Here is a 21352-nt window from a genome sequence, read left to right as displayed (position 1 = left end):
TTGCCGATTTATTTTAACATTCATAGAATTCTTCTATGTTACCGTTTAGGAAAAGGCGAGGGAGTGGAAGAGAATGAACCTTAATCTAATGAAGCTGGAAATTGTAGAACTGCTGAATAAACATAAGAAAATTACCACGGTAGCAGATAAACTCGGACTAAAGCAGCCCACCGTTACGTATCATTTGAAGAATTTAGAGCAGCAATTGGGGGAGAAGTTATTTGAATCCAGAATGGATAAAATGATTCTTACGGAGAGTGGCAAAGCGTTTCTTCATTATGCGATCAAAATCAATGCGCTTGCTGCGGAAGCGGAGCGGGTGGTAAAAGAGTTCAGTCAGGCAGGTCGGGGGACACTGAAAATTGGCGCCAGTTATGTTCCAGCTACTTATATTCTTCCACAAATATTGGGGCAGTTTGGCGAACAGCATCCGGGGATTACCATTTCTTTATCGGTTAAGCCTTCACCGGTGATCAAAGAAATGCTTGCCAGCCATGAGATTGATCTTGGTATTTTGTCTACGGAATCTTTTTATCTGCCTGATCTGCATACTCAAGCCTTATGTGAGGATGAGCTTGTCCTTGTTTTTGCACCTACACATGATTTTGCCGGATTTTCTAATTTAAACTCGGCGATGATTGCTTCAGCGAGCTTTATTTTACATGACAAGGAATCAAGCACACGCCAGTTGACGGATAAATGGTTTGAACGAGAGGGAAAAGAATCAAAACCGCATATTTTACTCGATTCACTGGAGGCAATTAAGCAATCGCTCATGAGTGGACAACATGTTTCATTTATTTCACGACTTGCTGTGGAGGACGAGGTAGCCAGAGGAAGATTGCTAATGCGAGCCATTCCGGATTATAATTTTGAAAGACATATTTATTATTCGTATAACCGTGATCGTCATTATTCTCCTTTAATTGGGCTGTTCATTGATCAGCTCCGCACAATCCGAATATAAGCATACATAGAGAATATACGATAGAGCCATTATATATATGAAAGAAAACATAAAATATAAGGACTGTATAAATTCAGAAATTGGTGTATAATCTTAGGTACTGTGTCGCTTTACAGCACAAAAAAGTTGCAGATTTTCAAACGGTTTTATTGTATGATATGAGGAAGCTTTAATAGACGATATTTAGACAGACAAACTTAACACATTGATCCGGAAGAGAATGGGGGGAGCAGCATGACCGAACTTACGACTACCGTCAGCAAAAGCAACTCTAACAATCTGCTGCGACGGGACGTACGGTTCTTGGGGAACATTTTAGGAGAGGTCTTGGTTCACCAAGGCGGTAACGAACTGCTAGAGATCGTGGAGAAGATCCGCGAGACCAGTAAATCGCTACGCTCACTATTTTTACCTGAACTGCATAGTGAATTTAAGGAGTTAATCAATTCTTTGGATCCGGAGAACCGTCATCAGGTAATAAGAGCGTTCGCCATTTATTTTCAATTGGTGAATATTGCCGAACAGAACCACCGGATTCGCCGTAAACGTGACTATGAACGTTCAGCTGGGGAGACAGTACAACCCGGTTCTATAGAAAGCGCTATTCAAGAGCTTCGTGAACGTGATTTCTCTCATGAGGAAGTCAACGAGATTATTGAAGGATTGTCTCTGGAACTTGTAATGACGGCACATCCAACGGAAGCTATGCGCCGTGCGATTCTCGATATTCATAAACGGATATCCGATGATGTTATGGGTCTTGATAACCCTACCTTAACTTTCCGTGAACGTGAACAGCTTCGCGAGAAGTTATTGAATGAAGTGATTACGCTTTGGCAAACGGATGAACTGCGTGACCGCAAGCCTACAGTACTCGATGAAGTGCGTAATGGAATGTATTATTTCCATGAGACGATTTTCCATGTATTGCCCGACGTGTATCAAGAGCTTGAACGCTGTCTGAGCAAATATTATCCAGGACAGAATTGGCATGTGCCAACCTACTTGCGTTTTGGATCATGGATTGGCGGAGACCGTGATGGTAACCCATCGGTAACCTCAACAGTCACTGCGCAGACTTTACGCATGCAGCGTAAGCTGGCCATTCGTGAATATCAGCGTATTATGCGTGAACTCATGAAATATCTAAGCTTTAGCACAAGTATTGTTAAAGTGACGCCTGAGCTCGTAGAATCCATCGAAGCTGATCGTCAGATCATTAACCTAGGCAAGATGGAAGAATGGCGCAATGACAATGAACCTTACCGTATTAAACTTAGCTACATGATCTCTAAGACACAAAATGTTTTGGATGATGAAAAAAAAGATACTCCTGAGCGTTATGCTACACCTGAGGAGTTCATAGATGATTTGAATGTCATTGACCGCAGTCTACGGCATCACTACGCCGACTATGTGGCCGATACTTATATTAAAAAGCTAATCCGCCAAGTGGAGCTGTTCGGATTCCATACGGCAACTCTTGACGTGCGTCAACACAGTCAAGAACATGAGAATGCCATGACAGAAATTTTGGCGAAGATGAACATTTCGCCGGATTACTCTAAATTGACGGAGATTGAGAAGATTGATCTGCTGGAGAAATTGCTGAATGATCCACGTCCGTTGACCTCTTCTTACCAGACGTATACTGAAAGTACAGAGGAGTGTCTGGCTGTTTACCGGACGATCTTCGCATCGCAGGAAGAGTACGGCAAACAATGTATCACCAGTTATCTGATCAGTATGGCTGAAGCTGCGAGTGACATTCTGGAGGTTATGGTCTTCGCCAAAGAGGTAGGACTATTCCGCAAGGATAACGACGGTACAGTTGTATGTACCCTGCAAGCTGTACCACTTTTTGAAACGATTGATGACTTGCATGAAGCACCGCAAATTATGAACACACTGCTCAATATGCCGATCTACCGTGATGCGGTAAGAGCAATGAATGATTTGCAGGAAATCATGCTTGGATATTCAGATAGTAATAAAGATGGCGGCGTGGTTACTGCTAACTGGGAACTGCGTGTTGCCCTAAAAGAAATTACAGCGACAGCGGATAAGTTCGGAATCAAGCTGAAGTTCTTCCATGGTCGTGGTGGAGCGCTCGGCCGCGGGGGTATGCCACTTAACCGCAGTATTCTTGCTCAGCCTGCTTCGACAATTGGCGGCGGGATTAAGATTACCGAGCAGGGAGAAGTAATCTCCTCCCGTTACTCCATGCAAGGGATTGCTTACCGCAGTCTGGAGCAAGCGACATCTGCGCTTGTAACAGCAGCAATTAGTGCGAGAGTGCCACAAGCGGATCTTTATGAAGAGAAATGGGAAGAGATTGTTGCCCGTATTTCTGAGGTCTCGCTGAACAAATATCAGGATTTGATCTTCCGTGATCCGGATTTCCTGACTTATTTCAAAGAATCAACACCTCTGCCTGAGGTAGGAGAGCTTAATATCGGTTCCCGTCCTTCCAAACGGAAGAACAGCGACCGTTTTGAAGATTTGCGTGCAATTCCTTGGGTATTTGCATGGACACAAAGCCGTTATTTGCTCCCAGCCTGGTACGCTGCTGGAACCGGACTGCAGAGTTTCTATGAGGGTAAGGAAGAGAATCTGAAGATAATGCAACATATGTATGAGAACTTCTCATTCTTTACTACACTGATAGATACGCTGCAAATGGCTATTTCAAAAGCGGACTTGATCATTGCTAAGGAATACGCCAGCATGGGCAAGAACGAGGAAGCACGTCAACGGATCTTTGGCCAGATTGAAGATGAATTTAATCTGACCTCTGAGCTAATCCTGAAGATTACAGGCCAGCAGGATATTCTGGATAACGTTCCTGTGATTCAAGAGTCGATCAGACTCCGCAATCCATACGTTGATCCGCTTAGCTACCTGCAGGTTCAATTGCTATCTGAGCTTAGAGCGCTCCGTGAAATTGATGGAGATGATAGCGAGCTGCTTCGCGAAGTATTGCTTACCATCAACGGCATTGCCGCCGGTCTTCGGAATACCGGCTGATATAGTCTTAACAACAAAAAGTCCGCCCTATTTGGGGCGGGCTTTTTTTGCCTAATACAAGTTGTTGTGATCATAAACTGTATATTGCTGCTGTGAACTTTACTTGTTCCTAAATATTGGAGAGTCAAACCCGATATTTCTTTTTTTACCCTACCCAAGTAACCGAGATGTAATCGGAGGTAATTAACGTGGCACTTATTACTTCGGTGATGGAGCAGCGTAGAGAATATTTGGAACTGTAGGAGCGCCAGCGTTCGCCTTTATCCTCAGATTTCGACCGCTATATGCGGTTTATAATCAGGAAATGTGAGGATAACAGCGACCGGAAGTTCAAATATTTCTCGGAGCTGCACTTAATCGCCTATACCAAGTTGTCCAGTTTTTAACTCAGTTTACATAGAAGGTTACAATACAATCCTTGATTTTTACACAAACTTGAATTACGATTTAATTGCTTGTACCGTGGATATTTGCGAAGAAATACCAAGGGCGGCAAGTCTGGGGGAGTTAACAGGTGGAGAATTTGGAAGGCAGATTGACAAAGCTCGCCTTGAAGGGCGACCAAAGGGCATTTGCCGAGCTTGTGGAACTATATAAAGACAAAATATATCATTTAGCTTACAGGATGTTGAACAATCGCCATGAGGCGGAGGATATTGTTCAGGAGACCTTTTTGCGTGTGTATAGGAATTTGGATCGTTATGATGATAAACAGAAGTTCTCCACATGGATTTACCGGATTGGAACGAACCTCTGTATTGATAGATTGCGTAAACGAAAACCAACCTATTCGCTGGATGCTGAAATGAACGATCAGGAGGGCCTTGATGGCTATTCGTTGATTCCGAGCGACAATGTGACACCTGAGACCGAACTATTGCTCTCTGAGACGCAGGGGCTAATCTATGAAGCGATTGACAGTCTGCCTGTGAAATACAGGTCGGTGATGATTCTGAGATACCTGCAGGATCTGTCCCTTCAGGAGATTAGTGATGTCCTGGATATGCCCGTGACCACGATTAAGACGCGTGTACACCGAGGCCGTGAATTTTTGCGTAAAAAATTAGGCCCAAAAATGTAAAAATAGATTTTATTTATGAAACATCTTTTCGAGAGCGACGTATGTAAGTTAAGCAAGTCTTATGTGTCCTGACCCTTTGTCTTAGGATAATTAAATAGCACTCATGAAAGGATTGGCTCCTATGGAATGCAAACTGGCCGTCTCTATGATGCATGACTACTTGGATGACGACTTGCCCGAACAGCAGCAGAGGGAATTGAAGGAGCATCTTCTATCCTGTCCAGATTGCCGTGCAAAGTTTAAAGAATTGGAACAGACAGATATGTTGATGTTCTCCCTAATGCATCAGAATCCTGTAGCTTCAGATGATCTTGTGAGCCGGATAATGAGTTCATTGCCAAAGACTAAGAAAGAAAAAGCCTTTATTACCTGGATCAAGAGGCACCCTGCACTTACAGCGGCATCTCTATTCCTTGTCGTTATGCTGATGAGCACCGTAACTTTTTGGAGTCCAGACAGACAACTTGTAGTTAGAGGTGTTGATTTGGATCAAGTAGTCATCAAAGGGGATACTGTAATTGTACCTTCCGGCAAAATAATTACCGGAGACCTTACCATAGAGAACGGTAAAGCACAGGTATATGGAGAAGTGAACGGCAACGTGACAGTCATTGACGGATCTCTATATCAGGCTTCAACAGCTCATATTTCTGGGCAAGTCAAAAGCATAGACCAGGCAGTAAGCTGGTTCTGGTATAAAGTGACGAACATGTTCTCTGAAGTTGCCTACCGTTAATGCGGGCAGTGGTTATCTTGAGCAGGAATATTAATTAGCGCCTCTTTTTCCGGAAAGATGGCGCTTTTTTGTTTCCTTAAATTGGGTGGTTTCGGAAAGGATTGAGGGACTAAACTTGCAACTGAAGCCCGAACGTTATAACCTAGATATGTTACAGAGCTAACAGACATTTTACATAAACCCAGCTAATTTGAAATGACGGGGGTTTTAGGCAATGAGTTATTTTACTGAGCTAACATGGAAAGATTCCATTAAAGATATAATTGATATCCTAATCGTCAGTTACATTATTTATAAAGTGCTTAATATGGTACGCGGGACGCGGGCAATTCAGCTTTTAAAAGGGATACTGGTCTTGGTCTTGATTTGGGCGGTAAGCACAATCTTGGACTTGTATACACTTAAATGGCTAATGAATCAAATGTTTACATTCGGGGTCCTAGCTGTCTTTATCATTTTTCAGCCGGAACTACGAAGGGGACTGGAGCAGCTTGGACGGGGCAGATTTTTCGGACGGGCTGGAGAAAGTGATGAGGAGATCAGTAAGTTAATCGGCGAAGTGATTAAAGCCGTGAATTATTTATCTCGCAGAAAAATAGGGGCGTTAATCGTTTTTGAGCGGGAGACGGGACTAAACGAATATACAGAGTCAGGTATACCCATGCGTTCCCTGGTCAGCTCAGAATTGCTCATTAACATTTTCATTCCCAATACACCTCTGCATGACGGAGCCCTTATTATGCAGGGAAATCAGATTGCTGCGGCTGCTTGTTACTTGCCTTTGTCCGAGAATCCTTTTATCAGCAAAGAACTGGGAACCCGGCATCGGGCTGCTATAGGAATAAGTGAGGTTGCGGACTCGGTGTCTGTCATTGTCTCGGAGGAGACAGGGCAGATTTCCCTTGCGATCAATGGCCAGATCGTGAGAGACATTAAGGAAGAATCTATGATATCGAAGCTCCATCAAGAGCTTAGTGTAAGTTCATCGCTGAAGGAGAAGGGTTCAACTTTCTGGAAACGGAAGGGGGACAAGAATCATGGATAAGTGGATGAACAATAACAATTTCAATAAGATTCTGGCCCTTGTGTTTGGGATCATTTTGTTTACGATGGTTCATGTCGATACTGCGCCTTCTGGACAGACAACAGTGGATATTAAAACAAAAACTATTGAGAATGTGAAGATTGAAGTGACCGGTCTTGACGAGGACAAATATGTCCTTGAACCCTTGGCTGTCGATAGTGTCAGTCTGGAGGTAGCGGGTAAAAATTCCGATATCTCCTTTCAGTTCTCGGATGACTATAAAGTGATGCTTGATCTGAGTAAGGTTGAACCTGGAGACACCACATTGCCACTTTACTATAAACTACCCAAAGGTGTATCTCTGGTAAGAATGAATCCTAAAGAGGTTACTGTACATGTAGAACCGCGAAACACGAAGTCATTTCCCATAACATTGGTTACAAATGGAAAACCTGCAGCGGGCTATCAAATAGGCACGCCTGTCCTGCAGCCTACAGATACTGTAAAAGTGACACTTGCGGATAATGAACTAAGCCAGGTAGCCAAGATACAAGGGACTATTGAGCTTAACGGTGAGAACGAAACCTTTGTAGAAAAAAAGCTGAAGCTACACGCTTATGATAATAATGGAAATGAAATTAAAAATGCTGTAATTGAGCCTTCTACTGTATCTGTGGAATTGCCGATTACCTTACCTTTTAAGAGTGTGCCGCTGGAGATTGGCTTTACTGGGCAACTTCCAGATTCACTCGTATTATCCAAAGTGACCCCTGAGCAGGAAACGGTCGTAGTGTATGGACAGGCAGAGGCTTTAAAAGCTTTATCTGCTTATGAAGCTACAGTCGACCTTAGTGCAATAGATTCTGCTGGAACGAAACAAGTGAAGGTTGATCTGAAGGCACCGGCTGGAACGGAGAAAGTTATGCCAGAAGCTGTGAATGTTTCATTAACCATCTCAGAAATTGCTGAGCGGACGATTGAGGCGGTACCCATCAAGCTCCAAGGCGTGGGGGATGATTTGGAAGGAAGTATTGTTAATCCTTCAAGCAAGGAAATTGCGCTTACCTTAAAGGGTGCACCTGCTTTACTTGATCAACTTGATAAGAAAAATATAGGGGTTGTGGCTGATGTTAGCGGACTTTCAGCTGGAACTCACGAGGTTTCTTTGCGGGTATCATTACCCAAGTTCATCGCATTAGCCAATGCAGGTGTGCCACTTACTGTGACCGTGCAGCTGCTATCGCCTGCAGCACCAGTCCCTACGCCTCATCCAGATACGGGGGGTGTGACTACTCCTGAGCCGAGTTCTGAACCTGTTATAGGCGATGTGGAACCTACGGAGAAGCCCACGCATAGTGGAGAGGCTGGTGGAGCAACACCAACGCCTGTCCCGACGGATAACAATCCGGAGAATAACGGCACAGCTAACACAAGTACGAATTCCGAGAATCCTGTAAGTACAGGCGGGACGTAATCTTTTGAGCCCAGAGGTACACCAAAATAGTATGCAATTCATATGATAGTACATTAAGCTAACGTAGCGTATTCAAAGGAGAAAAATAATGGGGAAGTATTTTGGAACTGACGGTGTGCGGGGAGTAGCAAACCGTGAATTGACTGCAGAAATGGCTTATAGTATTGGCCGTTGTGGAGGATATGTACTAGCGGGTAACTTGGATAAACCGAAGGTTGTTATCGGAATGGATACACGTATTTCCGGTCCTTTATTGGAATCCGCGCTGATAGCGGGCTTATTGTCTATTGGAGCCGATGTAATCCGTATAGGCGTAGTGAGTACCCCTGCTGTTGCTTATATTACGAGATTGTTAAAAGCAGACGCAGGCGTCATGATTTCAGCTTCTCACAATCCTGTAGAGGATAACGGCATTAAGTTCTTTGGTGGGGATGGCTTCAAGCTTACAGATGAAACTGAACTGCGCATTGAAGAGCTTATGGATGCTGAGGTAGATGAATTGCCACGTCCTATCGGTTCGGGTTTAGGTATGGTTACCGTAGATAATGATGCTAAGTATCTTTATCTGGAGTATTTGAAAACTACCATTTCTCAGGACTTTAAGGGAATCAAGGTTGTACTGGACTGTGCGCATGGCGCAGCGTATGAGCTTGCTCCAAGACTGTTCAGAGAGCTTGGCGCTGAGGTTATTTCTATCGGGGCTGAGCCAGATGGATTGAATATTAATGATGGATTTGGTTCGACACATCCAGAGACTTTGCGTGAAGAAGTCTTGCGTCATGGAGCCGATTTGGGACTTGCTTTTGACGGAGATGCTGACCGCCTGATCGCTATTGATAATAACGGTGATGAAGTTGATGGCGACTTTATCCTTTGTATTTGTGGTGATGCCATGAACCGTGCAGGTAAGCTGAAGGATAGCACGATTGTATCAACCGTTATGAGTAACATCGGATTCTATAAAGCTACCGAGAAATTATCCCTGAATACTGCTAAGACAGCTGTAGGGGATCGTTATGTTATGGAAGAAATGCGTCGTGGGGGCTTTAATCTAGGCGGAGAACAGTCTGGACATGTTATTTTCCTGGATTACAATACAACTGGTGATGGTATTCTTACAGCTATTCAGCTGGTAGATACGCTTAAGGCTACAGGCAAACAGCTTAGCGAAGTTAAGAGTATGATGACTAAATACCCGCAAGTGCTGGTTAATGTTCGTGTACAGGATAAGACTAACTACCCTAATAACCCGGCTATAGAAGCGGCTATCGCTGAAGTGGAAGGTAAGCTAGGTGACAATGGCCGTGTGCTTGTACGTCCGTCAGGTACGGAATCTCTAATCCGCGTTATGGCAGAGGGACCAGATAAGTCAGATCTAGATCTTTATGTGAATCAAATTGTGGAAGTAGTTCAACGCGAATTGGTATAATCCATTACCCTAACTATAAGGCTGGTGCAGTGTGCGGGAGCGATTCGAACTCGTTGCACCAGTGTTATTTTATTTTAGGATTGGATCGTTTGAACTGCTTTTGTAAAATTTAGGTTGATGCGCCATTGCCAAAGTACTACAAGGTGCATATAATAGATTAAGTGTCATTCTAGAAGGAAAGCGGGGATTGTGAGGTTAGCAATAGCAAGCGCCAGAGCTTGGTCTAGCGCGGGGGAGAAGGGAAAGCTGCTTACTTGTTATGTAGGCTATGGCTTGAACGGATCACGGCAGACGTAAGCTGACGAGGTGGAGGTGTTCGAAATGTTCGGCGGGGACCTCCCGGTGATGCACCAGAGCCGTAAATGGATACGGAAAATGAAAGGGCGACCTTTCACACAACGTTTTCATGGGTGCAACAAATTATATTATTCATGTGTGCGCGCATCAGAAGGAAACACGTTATTTCTGCCACGGCAGAGGAGAAGGCTGTGCATTTCATGAACATTAGAATGTAAGTGACAGTTTATTTTGTTGATCCTAAAATACAACAGAATATTTGCTTTTTCTCAAAAACATGCCGCACGGCACGTTTCTTTCCTTATGCCGCCACATTACGATAACTCGGACGGGGGAAATTATAATGTGTGGTATTGTAGGATATATTGGTAATCAGAATTCGCAGGGGATCTTGGTTGAGGGTTTGAAGAAATTGGAATATCGTGGATATGATTCCGCTGGTATTGCTGTATTTACCCAAGAAGGACTGCAAGTAGTGAAAGCTCAAGGCCGTTTGGCGAATCTGCAGTCGAAGCTCGAAGACAGCCCGCTGGCAGGTAGCGCGGGTATCGGACACACACGCTGGGCGACTCACGGTAAACCATCCGATGAGAATTCACATCCACATACGGATAACAGCATGAAGTTCTCGGTAGTTCATAACGGTATTGTCGAAAACTATCTGGATCTGAAAGAAGAGCTGATCGCTGGCGGATGCCACTTTGTCTCTGAAACCGATACAGAAGTTATTTCACATCTGATTGCTCGCGAATATGACGGAGATATCGTGAAGGCTGTACAAAAAGCGATTACGTTCATGCGCGGTGCGTTTGCATTAGGTGTCCTGACTGAATATGAGCCAGATAAACTGGTGGCTGTGCGTCAAGCTAGCCCGCTCATTATCGGTCTTGGCGAAGGAGAAAATTTTATCGGGTCAGATATTCCTGCACTGCTTGAATATACCCGTAACGTATATATTTTGAACGACGGCGAAATGGCTGTGCTGACAAGAGATGCTGTCGAATTGATGACGATTGAAGGCAACTTTATTTCTCGGGAAATGATTACTGTCGATTGGGATGCAGTTACCGCAGAAAAAGGCGGCTACGAGCATTTCATGCTGAAAGAAATACACGAGCAACCTAAGGCTTACCGCGACACCATGCGTGGTCGTATCAATGCCGAAGGTAACAAGGTTGTATTGCCTGAACTGAACATGACTGAAGAACAAATCAAGAACATTCGTAACATTCAAGTCGTTGCTTGCGGAACGGCATACAACGCAGGTGTGGTAGGACGTACTATGATCGAATCTTTGGTTCGTATTCCAGTTGAAAATGATATCGCTTCGGAATATCGTTACCGTTCACCAATCGTGACTCCAGAAACTTTGGTTATCGTAGTCAGCCAATCCGGTGAGACTGCAGATACTTTGGCAGCTCTGCGTGAAGCGCAAGCTAACGGGGCACACGTATTGGCGATCACTAACGTAGTGGGCAGCTCTATTGCTCGGGAAGCAAACGATGTGTTGGTAACCTTGGCGGGTCCGGAAATTGCAGTAGCTTCGACCAAAGCTTACACTTCACAATTGATCGCATTTGGATTGTTTGCTCTTTACTTGGCTGAAGTTCGTGGTACACAAGCCGAAGCACAAGTTACTAAGATTCTTGCAGCTATGCAATCTCTACCAGAGCAAGTCGAAGAGATCCTAGCTCAAAAAGAAGCGATCAAAGGTTATGCTGAACAAATTTCTGAGCACAAAAACTTGTTCTTCATCGGCCGTGGCGTTGACTACGCTGTTGCTCAAGAAGGATCCTTGAAGCTGAAAGAAATTTCTTATATTCACTCCGAAGCTTATGCTGCAGGTGAATTGAAACACGGTACATTGGCTCTGATCGAAGAAGGCGTTCCAGTTATTGCCCTGGCAACTCAGGAAGCTGTACTTGAGAAGACCGTCAGCAACATCAAAGAAGTGAAAGCTCGCGGCGCAGATGTGCTGGCAATCACGCACCAAGAGCATTTAACTGACCTGCTTAGATCAGTTGATCAAGTGTTCGTGATTCCTAAAACACTTCCAATGCTGACAGCAGCTTTGTCCGTAGTGCCTCTGCAATTATTGTCCTATTATGCTTCTCTTGCGCTGGGTCATGATGTGGATAAACCACGTAACTTGGCGAAGAGTGTTACTGTGGAGTAGAATTGGTGATGTAAAAGTACAGTTTGTCTGATGACATTAAAGTTGGTATCTAGACATTAATGTGAGTGCTCAGACAATAAAGTTAGTGCCTTTACAAAATAGTTGGTCCTAAGATTTGAATAGAACCGTTGAATATTGACAAAAAAGTCCCGATGATGCCTTAACTCATCGGGACTTTTTTAATTTTATACTGGTTTTGAACTCACTTATACAGGATTAACTACGTTAAGGGAATGAATGTAAAAATATCGAAAGCGATCCACCATCTGTTTTTGTAAGCTGCTCCTAACGAACGGGCAGGTTAATTCAATAACCCTCGCGAATAAAATACATATGCATTTTATTGCAAAATTCGTGAATAAGATATTAAGCTATAGTGCTGATAGAAAGGATGAGAAAATGAAAACAGTGTTAGAATTTAAAGGAGGACAATTTATTTATTCTATAGATGATTTGGGTTACCAAGAGGTTTTAGATGATTTTCAAAATGCACAAAGTATTAAAATCGTAACTTACAATATCTCCAAGAGTAAAACAGATGATAAGCTTTTTGAAAAATTAAAAAATTTAAAGGAAGATACACAAATTGAATTAATTACGAATATCCCATCAAGATTTGAGTGGTACTATACATCGAAAGCTGGAGATTATTTAAGAAAAACTGCAAAAACAAATATTAACGCGTATATTAACAAGTTGAATCCAAATGACTTTGATAATATTATTCCATACTTCAATTTTAATAATCATTCAAAAATAATCGGAACTGAGAACATTGTTTATATTGGATCAGCAAATTTTTCGAACGAAAGTAGTAAGAATTATGAAACAGGTGTAATTATTAAAGATAAAATATTTATCCAAAAATTGTTTGTGGAAGTATTGGAAGATCTTAAAGCTAATTCGATTCCATATTTCGAAGACAATTATTTTCGTTTACGTCTATTTGTTACTAGTATATTGTCTAGATTAAATAATCATTATGAATATTTTATTTCTGCTTTGTTTCATCAGCGGGATAATGTATTTGTATTTATTTATGACGAAACGCCATTTTCGTATTCAGATCAACTTGAATTGTTGCATGATATATATGAGCTAGAAGAGATCTCGGCTCTATTAGAAGAAATTGAAATAGATGATAAAATTTCGAATGAAGAACGTGATGAATTTCAAGAGTTATTTTCAAATATTAATATTAAAAGAATGATTGATATAATCGACGTAGATACTAGTTTCTACCAATATATTAATTTTGATATTGAAAGTAGAACCAGAGATTGCTTAGAAGATTACAGTGCAGTTGCTTTCGATGAAGAACTTGATTATTACGTTGAAAAAGCACTAGATGACGCAAAGGATATGTTTTCTGATTTGTGTGATGAAGTAGGGACCGAGATACATGAATTCAAAGAATTGCTTGAATCAGCAATTCTGTATCTTCAAGACATTTTAGTACAATTGCTTGAGCTATCAGATTATGCAATTAATAAAAACATTGATAACACATAGGAGATTAATTTGAGAGCGAATTTAAGTTGGAAATGTGAAATCCTTGTAAAGGAGATGAAATGTTGAATTACTATGTAAAACGAGCTATTACTTCCTTTCTCTCTAAAATAATATTAATGGTTATCGTTTCATATTTAGGAAAGACTTTTTTTCCTGATGTATCTAAATTTATGATTTCAATTTATTTTTGGTTAGTTTATGTCGTTATTGTTTTTGGTATATGTTATAAGGATTATAAAGAGCTTAAGGACTTCTCTAAGCACTTAGACATGATTTATGAAACTAAAAGGGGAAAAATGTCTTATGCTAAATTAGAGAAGTATGCGATTTGGTCAGGAACTTATGCTGAAATAAATAAAACAAAATTGGATATGTTGAAGACGTTTTCTCCAATTCCAATAATAATATTTATTTTAGGAGTTTATACAAATAATAGTCCAAGCATTAATAATAAGATCAATCTTTTTTCTACAGAATTTTTATTAGGTGACTTATTGATGTATTTAGGGATTGGTATCCCAGTATTCTACTTTTATTTTATTTATTCATCATTTACAACATATAAAAAACACATGAGAAGAGCCATGGATTATAAAGCTGAAGCAATCGTTACGAAGGAAGAAATTAAGGAATCTAGTAAATTTTCCAGTGGAGAAAAGGGCTCTGCATAACACCGTATTCACGCCTTAGGGCTTTTGTGCTAAAGGGATAGCTAAGACAGTAGCCGAGTGTAATATCGTTCATGACGGCACGATTATCTCGTTGCCCTTCAAGTTTTTATCATTTGCAGCCCTTACTTTGTATAAGAACTCGGAAACAAGACAATAAAGAAAATATAAGATAGATTAATATGGAGTTTATCTAAATACAATCTTGTATAAATTGGATGGAAATTGTATTATTTACGTAACAATTTAAAATTATTCTGATGGCTTCGCCTTATATGGCGAAGCCATCAGTTGTATATAGGTATCTAATATATTAATTAATATATTACTTTGTTCTTGGAGGTGTGAGAATGTCAAAGCGGGGCTCTCGAATGGAACAACTTCAGAAGAATTATATTAAAAAGGGCAGAGGGTTCGGAAGTGGAGCAGACTACCAACCATTTATACAAGCCCATGATAATAAGATCGCTTCAGAAGGTTGGATTACCCGTCATAAGGGCTGGAAGACTGGAAGGACACATCATACACTCTCGGAACATGAACGCAAATATTTGTATTACTGTGAGTGGCTTGACGGGGTCGCGGATATTAGAGAGCAGTGGCCATTATTGCCAATCGAAAAAACGATTGAGATCGCAAAAAAGTTAGGCATTGAACACGCGAATCTTGATGGTACTCCAGGAATTATGACCACCGATTTTAGACTTACATTATCTTCTCCAAAATGTGAACTGGAAGTCATTCGAACAGTCAAGCCTACAAATAAATTAGATAAAAGAACACTTGAATTATTTGAAATCGAGCGTGTGTATTTCGCAGAAGAGGGGATTGACTGGTGTATAGTGACTGAGGAAAAAATCCCTGATATTCTTGTCAAAAACGTTGAATGGATGGCAGGCGCAAAATACTTACAGACTAGACAGGGCATCAATGAAGAATTGTTATTTTTGGTTTCGGAGCCGCTCTTTCAATTGTTTAGCAACGACGCTGGAGAAACCTCGATAGCCAATTTATGTCTTCGTGCTGATAAACTATTCGGTTTGCAAACAGGCACCTCGATGTTTATTCTTCAACACAATCTTGCCAATAAGAGATGGGGGACCGAAATTGAGAAAAATCTTATTAAAGAGGGAAGGCCACTGATCATATCAGATCTGACTGGGACGCAACATTCGAGTCGCTTTGCATAATTGAAGGGAGTGAGGGTTTCGTGGGCATTGTTGTTAACTCTGTAATTGAAAGATTAACCGAAGACTATGAAACTGAAGACCTCTTGCGAGTTTTGTGGATTGATGAAAAATTAGAAAATCTAGTTGTGATGAGCATTGAGAATTTTAAAAAGAAAAGAATTCCTATTATTATCAAATATGCTGTTCTATTGGAAGAGATGGCAGAGGGTAAAAGCCGGGTTATCGAGTTCGATGAGGATCTAGAACTTTTATCGCCTGATGAAGATTACTTGGAAAAGTATCGAGAAAATCGAAATCGTCGTTGGGAACTTATAAAAGAAATCGCGCAAAGAGAACCTGATATTTATTTATCCAAAAGTAGAGGGCAGCTTCTAAGGGAAACATACCTGGTGACAGGCAAACCGGTTAAAGTAATAAAGGATTACTTATTAAAATATTGGTTCCATGGAAAGTCTATAAATGGCTTATTGGATAATTATCTGTTCTGTGGAGGGCCTGGAAAGGGGCGAGTATACAAGCATAAGCCAGGTCCTTATTCGAAGAATAGATATATTGTGACAGAGGCTGATATTGAGATTTTCAAATCTTCAATACGTTTATTTCATATACGACAAGGAATGAATATTTCAACTACACATGAAAGAATGTGCGAGACTTTCTATAAACGTGGGTATTACAGAAAATATGGTGTGCGAGTACCAATTATTGACCCCGACCGGTCGCCTAGCTTACGTCAGTTTCGTTACTGGTACACAAACAAAACATCTGCATTTGGTCGTGAAGAGAATAAACGAGGAAAGCGAAGAGCAACAATGAATGTTCGTCCGTTAGTTGGCAATGCATCAGAAAGAGCGTACTGTGTAGGGGCAGTTTATGAAGTTGATGCAACACGGTCTGATATCATACTGGTTTCCTTCGACCGTAAGACTATATTAGGAAAGCCAACCCTATATGTGGTAATAGATGTTTTTAGTAGGCTTATCGTGGGGTATCATGTCAGTTTGGCATCTGAATCATGGTTCGAAGCTATGGTAGCTGTAGAACATGCAGCAAATAATAAGGTTGAATTTTGTGCTCGCTATGGTATTCGGATTAAAGAAGAAGAGTGGCCTTGTCAGGCCCTGCCTCAGAGTCTAGTTGGGGACAGAGGTGAGCTTAAGGCACAAATGTCAGAAAGGTTTGTGAACCTGAATGTAGATGTTTTAAATGCACCTTCTTACCGGGGAGATTTGAAACCTTACGTAGAATCTCATTTCCACATTACGAATGAAACGATCAGACAATTGTTAACTGGATCTACGGAAGCAAAACAAATGGTCAGAGGAGATTATGATCCCGCGCGAGAATCTGTATGGACAATAGAAGAATTTAACCGATTCTTGATCGTATATTTCTTAACCTACAATAAAAGTGCATTAAGCAGAGATTATGTTCCTACCAAAGATATGTATGCCGAGCAGGTAGAGTTGACCCCTTTAAAAGTTTGGAATTGGGATAAGGGAAGAAGATTGCTTCATGAAAAAACAAGAGATGAACTTCGTCATAATCTCTTGCCCCGTGGAATTGGTAAGGTAACCCGATTTGGTATTGAATATAAAAATTTATTCTACACCTCTCAGTTGGGACTTGATGAAGGATGGTTTGAAGGAAACGGTCTAGGGATAGATGGGATACGTGAAGTGGAAATCAGCTATGATCCGAGAAACTGCAGTAGTATTTTAATCAAGCGTGGCAAAAAACTCGTAACATGTTTACTTACCGGTAGATCAAGGGAATTTGAAGCCCTCCACTTTGATGAGGTTGACAAATTATTTGAATATCGTGACAACCAGATTAAAGAGCAAGAGAAGATTGAAAAGCAACACAAGGCAGAACTTCATGCATATACATGTGAGCTTGATAAATTGGCAACAAAGGCTACAAAAGGAGCAACTCAAGATACTAGCTTTTATTCCAGAAAGAAAAATATGCGTGAAACACGTGCAGCTGATAGTAAAGCTTGGGGATCAATATCGGCAATAACCCACGTAGAAGGTTCAAGAATTGTTGATGGACTTTCATCAACAATCGCGGAGGTTATACCGTTTCCTGACAAGGAAGCAGAAGAGGAAAGAGTCACACTTGCTGAAGGCAATATTGACATCCAAATGCTGTTTTCGAGAAAAAGTAAAGAAAGGAGGAGAAAAGATGAGCCAACTAAATGAAGGTGGGTTTTCAGGCTTTAATGGTTTACATGTAACAGCATTATATAAAGAGCAAATGAATCCTAGAAATCGTGGGAATCCCTTTATTGAAGCGCTACCTGAAAGAGTGCAAACGGAGTCTTTTATTGATGCACTTACTTCGGAACCTCCTAGAAGTCCAGAGTTTAATCAGTTGCCTATAGAGGATAGGCTTGAACTTGTACAGCAGATTAGGCCCGATTTCTGGGTCCCATTTCCCTCCCATTATGATAAGTATAGGAACTTATACTCGATGATAAAGTTGGGATACCAATCACGTGATCCGCTTCAAGCGATGTATAATCGGCAGTTTGCGATCGGAATAGATAATATTTTTAAGGCAGGGGTGGGTGATGACGGAAGGAACTTAGCTGGTAATATTCATACATCACAGAGTTTAGTGGAGATCGCTATTAATGGGTTTGGTAAATCACAAATGTATGAGCGGATGCTAAATCAGCTCTTTCCAAAGGTTATTCATCATAGTCAATATCATGGAAGGGCTCTTCCAACAACTCAACTGGTTTGGTTAAAAGTCGAATGTCCGTATAATAAGTCCGTGGGTACATTTGTAAAAAGCTTTTATGCAGAGGTTGATAGGGCCCTGGGTACAGCTTTTTATGATAAGTGGGGTGAAAAGCCAGGCACCATTGACAAACAAGTCATGCGGATGATTCAAGTAGCAGCACAGGTCAATCTAGGAGTATTGATTATCGACGAAATCCAAAAAATCCAGAAGGCGTATTCAGGTGGGGAGGAGAATATGATTGATTTTATTACCCAACTTGTCAACACGCTTGGTATTCCAACAATACTAATAGGTTCCTATAAAGCTTTGTATCTATTCAAGGATTCGTTGGCAAATACTCGCAGAGGCATTCCGAATGGGTTCGCCGAGAATATATCAGGTCATATGTTAGAAGATAGCTGGGAATGGGGGCACTTTATAGAAAACCTATGGGATCAACAGTATACTCGATCTTATACAGAACTTTCGTCTAACTTAAAAGAGGCGATGTACCATTATTCCATGGGTATTCCCGATTTTGCAGTAAAATTGTTTATGCATGTCCAATCAAAGACGATAGTACATGGTGGTCCAGAAAAAATTACGGTGAGCCAAATTCGTGAAGTAGCAGAAACTAGTTTAGGTCTAGTACAGCCTATTTTTTTAAAAATCCGCTCAGGAGATTACTCGGCTTATAAAGAATTAGACGAGGTAAAGCCTGATTGGGCGCCACTAAATGGCTATATTAAGGATGTGTCTCATCGAATAAGTATTCACGGTAGTGTTGCTGAAGATCATGCACGGGTTCTGCAGAAAAAGAAGAAGGACGAAATTTTAAAGCAATTAATTGATTTTGCAATGCAATTCGGTCGATCATCATCAATGGTAGAAGTCATTGTGAACCAGGTTTACGATGCTAGTGAAGGTATGGGAGATACTTCGCTATTGTATGCGCAAATTGCTAAGTTGCTGTTAGAAAAAAATGAACCCCAAACAAAAAATGAAAATGTGACTAATCGACTTCCCAAAAAATCAAAAACACACCTTAATACTCCTATAAAATCTACAGACGACATCCGTTACATTGTTGCTGAGGGGCATAAAAAGGGACTAACTTCGGAAGAGGCGCTTGAGCAGAAAGGTTATATTCGGGAAGTAGATGAACTACTTAACTTTATCTCATAAATGAGGTGGAATATGTGAAGCGTTTAATTTACTTCCCCATACCTTTACCAGACGAAGACTTCAGAAGCCTTATATTTCGTTACCATATTCGTTCTGGTAATAGTGAAATAATGCAAAGTAAATATGATTTGTTCGGTGTCCGTTCCTACAAACACACCTTCTTCCCCAGACGGTTACAAATACTACTCGATAGATTGCCTCTCGGTCACACTTTTACACTAGTTCAATTCATATACGATCATTCTTGGTATGGTTTATACCAGGCATTCTTCACAAAAGAACGTCATATCTCAATGCTTAATGTAATTAAGAGTGGCTCCGCCAATCAAAGAAATGTTGAAGGCCAACCTAATACAACCTATGAATCGGTTATCTCAACAGAAGTCAGATATTGTCCTCAATGTGTATACAATGACTATGAACAATTTGGTGAGGTTTATCTACACCGAAAGCATCAAGTATCATTCTTAGAGTGCTGTCCTTCCCACAGTATTCGTTTAGTTTCTATATGTCATGTATGTAATTGTCAGTACGGATCAAATGAGTCAGGCCAACTGTTACGAGAACCATCTTGTAAAAATGGACATGCCTTGTTAGTGGAGATGGTCGATGATAATGAATCAGGAAACAAACTTCAGACCGCGTTGATGGATGATTTGCTTTATGTTCGTGATCATTATAAGGACCTTTCGGCTCAAGAAATCAAAATAAAGTTTTATGAACAGTTGTTTGCCAAAGACTATGTAACTTTACGAGGTAGTATTCAAAAGAAACAGTTATTATATGATTTTGAGAAATGGTTAGCTGAACAGAAGAACATTATTATTTTCAATTCAAAATCATTAGAAAGTATGTATTTTAAAAATTCTTTATTGAAAACAGACTCTATGACTCAATTCATCAGGTTTTACTTTTTGCTTGCCGCATTTTTGAGTGGTTCACTAAAAAAACTATTATCTGAACGAAAACCGTATGCATTGCCTATTCCTTTCAGTAATGGTCCTTGGTCATGTTATTATCCTATGTGTTCGTACAAAGATATCCCCAAAATAAGTAAATGTACACGAAGTGTTATTAACGGACGAACCGGTGTGTTTTTAATTCGATATTACTGCCCGAGTTGTGGACGGCAGAATATAATTCGGGGATCTCACTCTGGTATCATATCTACTTGGACCAAGAGCAGCACTGAGGTGGATGGCTCAACAATACCTAGTGAAGTTGTCATAGCTTATGAACAGATCGCAGTTGGTGTTGATGTAACAACTTCTAGTTTAAATCGGCGCATGAAAATGGAAGAAATACTAGCCGACAATCTTTTCCATAGTCGCTCAGAAATAAGAAACATAGACCAATCGCTATATTGTTGGTTAATGAGTAATGATAAAGAATGGTTAGAACAAGTCTTGCCTGATAGGATACCGAGAGATAAGGTGAAACTTGATTTCGAAGCTTTGGATAAGCAGTTACTGCTCAAGATTCAAACAGCGGTATCTAGGATAGACCCTGAATACAAGTTTCCCATTAGAAGAGGAACAATAATAAATCTTTTAGATCCGTCTGATGGTAATCAAGTTCGTCATTATCTTCATCAACTGCCATTATCTATGAAGGAGATAGATAAGGAAGTAGAGAATACGAAGGGTTTTTTGATTCGGAGTATTCCAAGGCATTATTCAAAAATTACGAATGGTGGAACTGCTACAATGACAGTAAATGAATTCAAACGTAAGGCATCGGTCTCTTACCATTTGCACGGGGATAAAGAAGTGGACAATCATATACGTATGTTCTTGCAAAAGAAAGGTGCTTTAATCGATACATGAACAGACTATGATCATTTATAGTAGGGAAGA

At 40.8% G+C, this 21352-nt stretch carries 14 protein-coding genes; all 14 read left to right on the top strand.

Annotated elements, in window-relative coordinates; translation table 11 throughout:
* Positions 1–73 precede the first annotated feature (73 nt).
* The 14 genes from NST40_RS27850 to NST40_RS27785 all read left to right on the top strand — a co-directional run bounded on the left by NST40_RS27850 (position 74) and on the right by NST40_RS27785 (position 21322).
* Positions 74–967, top strand: a complete 894-nt coding sequence (locus NST40_RS27850; protein WP_076129777.1) for a LysR family transcriptional regulator — start codon at positions 74–76, stop codon at positions 965–967.
* A gap of 234 nt (positions 968–1201) precedes the next feature.
* Complete coding sequence (gene ppc / locus NST40_RS27845) at positions 1202–3994, top strand: phosphoenolpyruvate carboxylase (protein WP_038573414.1); 2793 nt, start codon at positions 1202–1204, stop codon at positions 3992–3994.
* Positions 3995–4508: 514 nt separating this feature from the next.
* Positions 4509–5075, top strand: a complete 567-nt coding sequence (gene sigW, locus NST40_RS27840) for an RNA polymerase sigma factor SigW (RefSeq protein WP_036681288.1) — start codon at positions 4509–4511, stop codon at positions 5073–5075.
* 121 nt (positions 5076–5196) lie between these two features.
* Positions 5197–5811: a zf-HC2 domain-containing protein gene (locus NST40_RS27835; protein ID WP_036681404.1), complete on the top strand. Its 615-nt coding sequence runs from the start codon at positions 5197–5199 to the stop codon at positions 5809–5811.
* Positions 5812–6025: 214 nt separating this feature from the next.
* Complete coding sequence (gene cdaA / locus NST40_RS27830) at positions 6026–6856, top strand: diadenylate cyclase CdaA (RefSeq protein ID WP_036681290.1); 831 nt, start codon at positions 6026–6028, stop codon at positions 6854–6856.
* Positions 6849–8309, top strand: coding sequence for a CdaR family protein (locus NST40_RS27825; protein WP_341004005.1), 1461 nt, complete (start codon positions 6849–6851; stop codon positions 8307–8309). The genes cdaA and NST40_RS27825 overlap by 8 nt, the downstream gene beginning before the upstream one ends.
* Before the next feature lie 88 nt (positions 8310–8397).
* Positions 8398–9738 carry a phosphoglucosamine mutase gene (glmM, locus tag NST40_RS27820; RefSeq protein ID WP_076129780.1) on the top strand — a complete coding sequence of 447 codons (1341 nt, stop codon included), beginning with the start codon at positions 8398–8400 and terminating at the stop codon, positions 9736–9738.
* Between the two features lie 640 nt (positions 9739–10378).
* Positions 10379–12211, top strand: coding sequence for a glutamine--fructose-6-phosphate transaminase (isomerizing) (glmS, locus tag NST40_RS27815; protein WP_342410210.1), 1833 nt, complete (start codon positions 10379–10381; stop codon positions 12209–12211).
* A 399-nt stretch (positions 12212–12610) separates the two neighbouring features.
* Positions 12611–13723: a phospholipase D-like domain-containing protein gene (locus NST40_RS27810; protein WP_342410209.1), complete on the top strand. Its 1113-nt coding sequence runs from the start codon at positions 12611–12613 to the stop codon at positions 13721–13723.
* A gap of 59 nt (positions 13724–13782) precedes the next feature.
* Positions 13783–14394 (top strand): hypothetical protein, encoded by a 612-nt coding sequence (locus NST40_RS27805; protein WP_342410208.1) that lies wholly within the window; start codon positions 13783–13785, stop codon positions 14392–14394.
* A gap of 368 nt (positions 14395–14762) precedes the next feature.
* Positions 14763–15581, top strand: coding sequence for a TnsA endonuclease N-terminal domain-containing protein (locus NST40_RS27800; protein ID WP_342410207.1), 819 nt, complete (start codon positions 14763–14765; stop codon positions 15579–15581).
* Positions 15582–15601: 20 nt separating this feature from the next.
* Positions 15602–17785 carry a Mu transposase C-terminal domain-containing protein gene (locus NST40_RS27795; protein WP_342410206.1) on the top strand — a complete coding sequence of 728 codons (2184 nt, stop codon included), beginning with the start codon at positions 15602–15604 and terminating at the stop codon, positions 17783–17785.
* Positions 17769–19496: an AAA family ATPase gene (locus tag NST40_RS27790; RefSeq protein ID WP_342410205.1), complete on the top strand. Its 1728-nt coding sequence runs from the start codon at positions 17769–17771 to the stop codon at positions 19494–19496. The genes NST40_RS27795 and NST40_RS27790 overlap by 17 nt, the downstream gene beginning before the upstream one ends.
* Positions 19497–19510: 14 nt before the next feature.
* Positions 19511–21322: a TnsD family Tn7-like transposition protein gene (locus NST40_RS27785; protein ID WP_342410204.1), complete on the top strand. Its 1812-nt coding sequence runs from the start codon at positions 19511–19513 to the stop codon at positions 21320–21322.
* Positions 21323–21352: the final 30 nt, after the last annotated feature.

The organism is Paenibacillus sp. FSL R10-2778 (assembly GCF_038593035.1).
Classification (GTDB): Bacteria; Bacillota; Bacilli; order Paenibacillales; family Paenibacillaceae; genus Paenibacillus_AQ; species Paenibacillus_AQ odorifer.
This window is presented reverse-complemented; position numbering and strand designations above follow the sequence as displayed.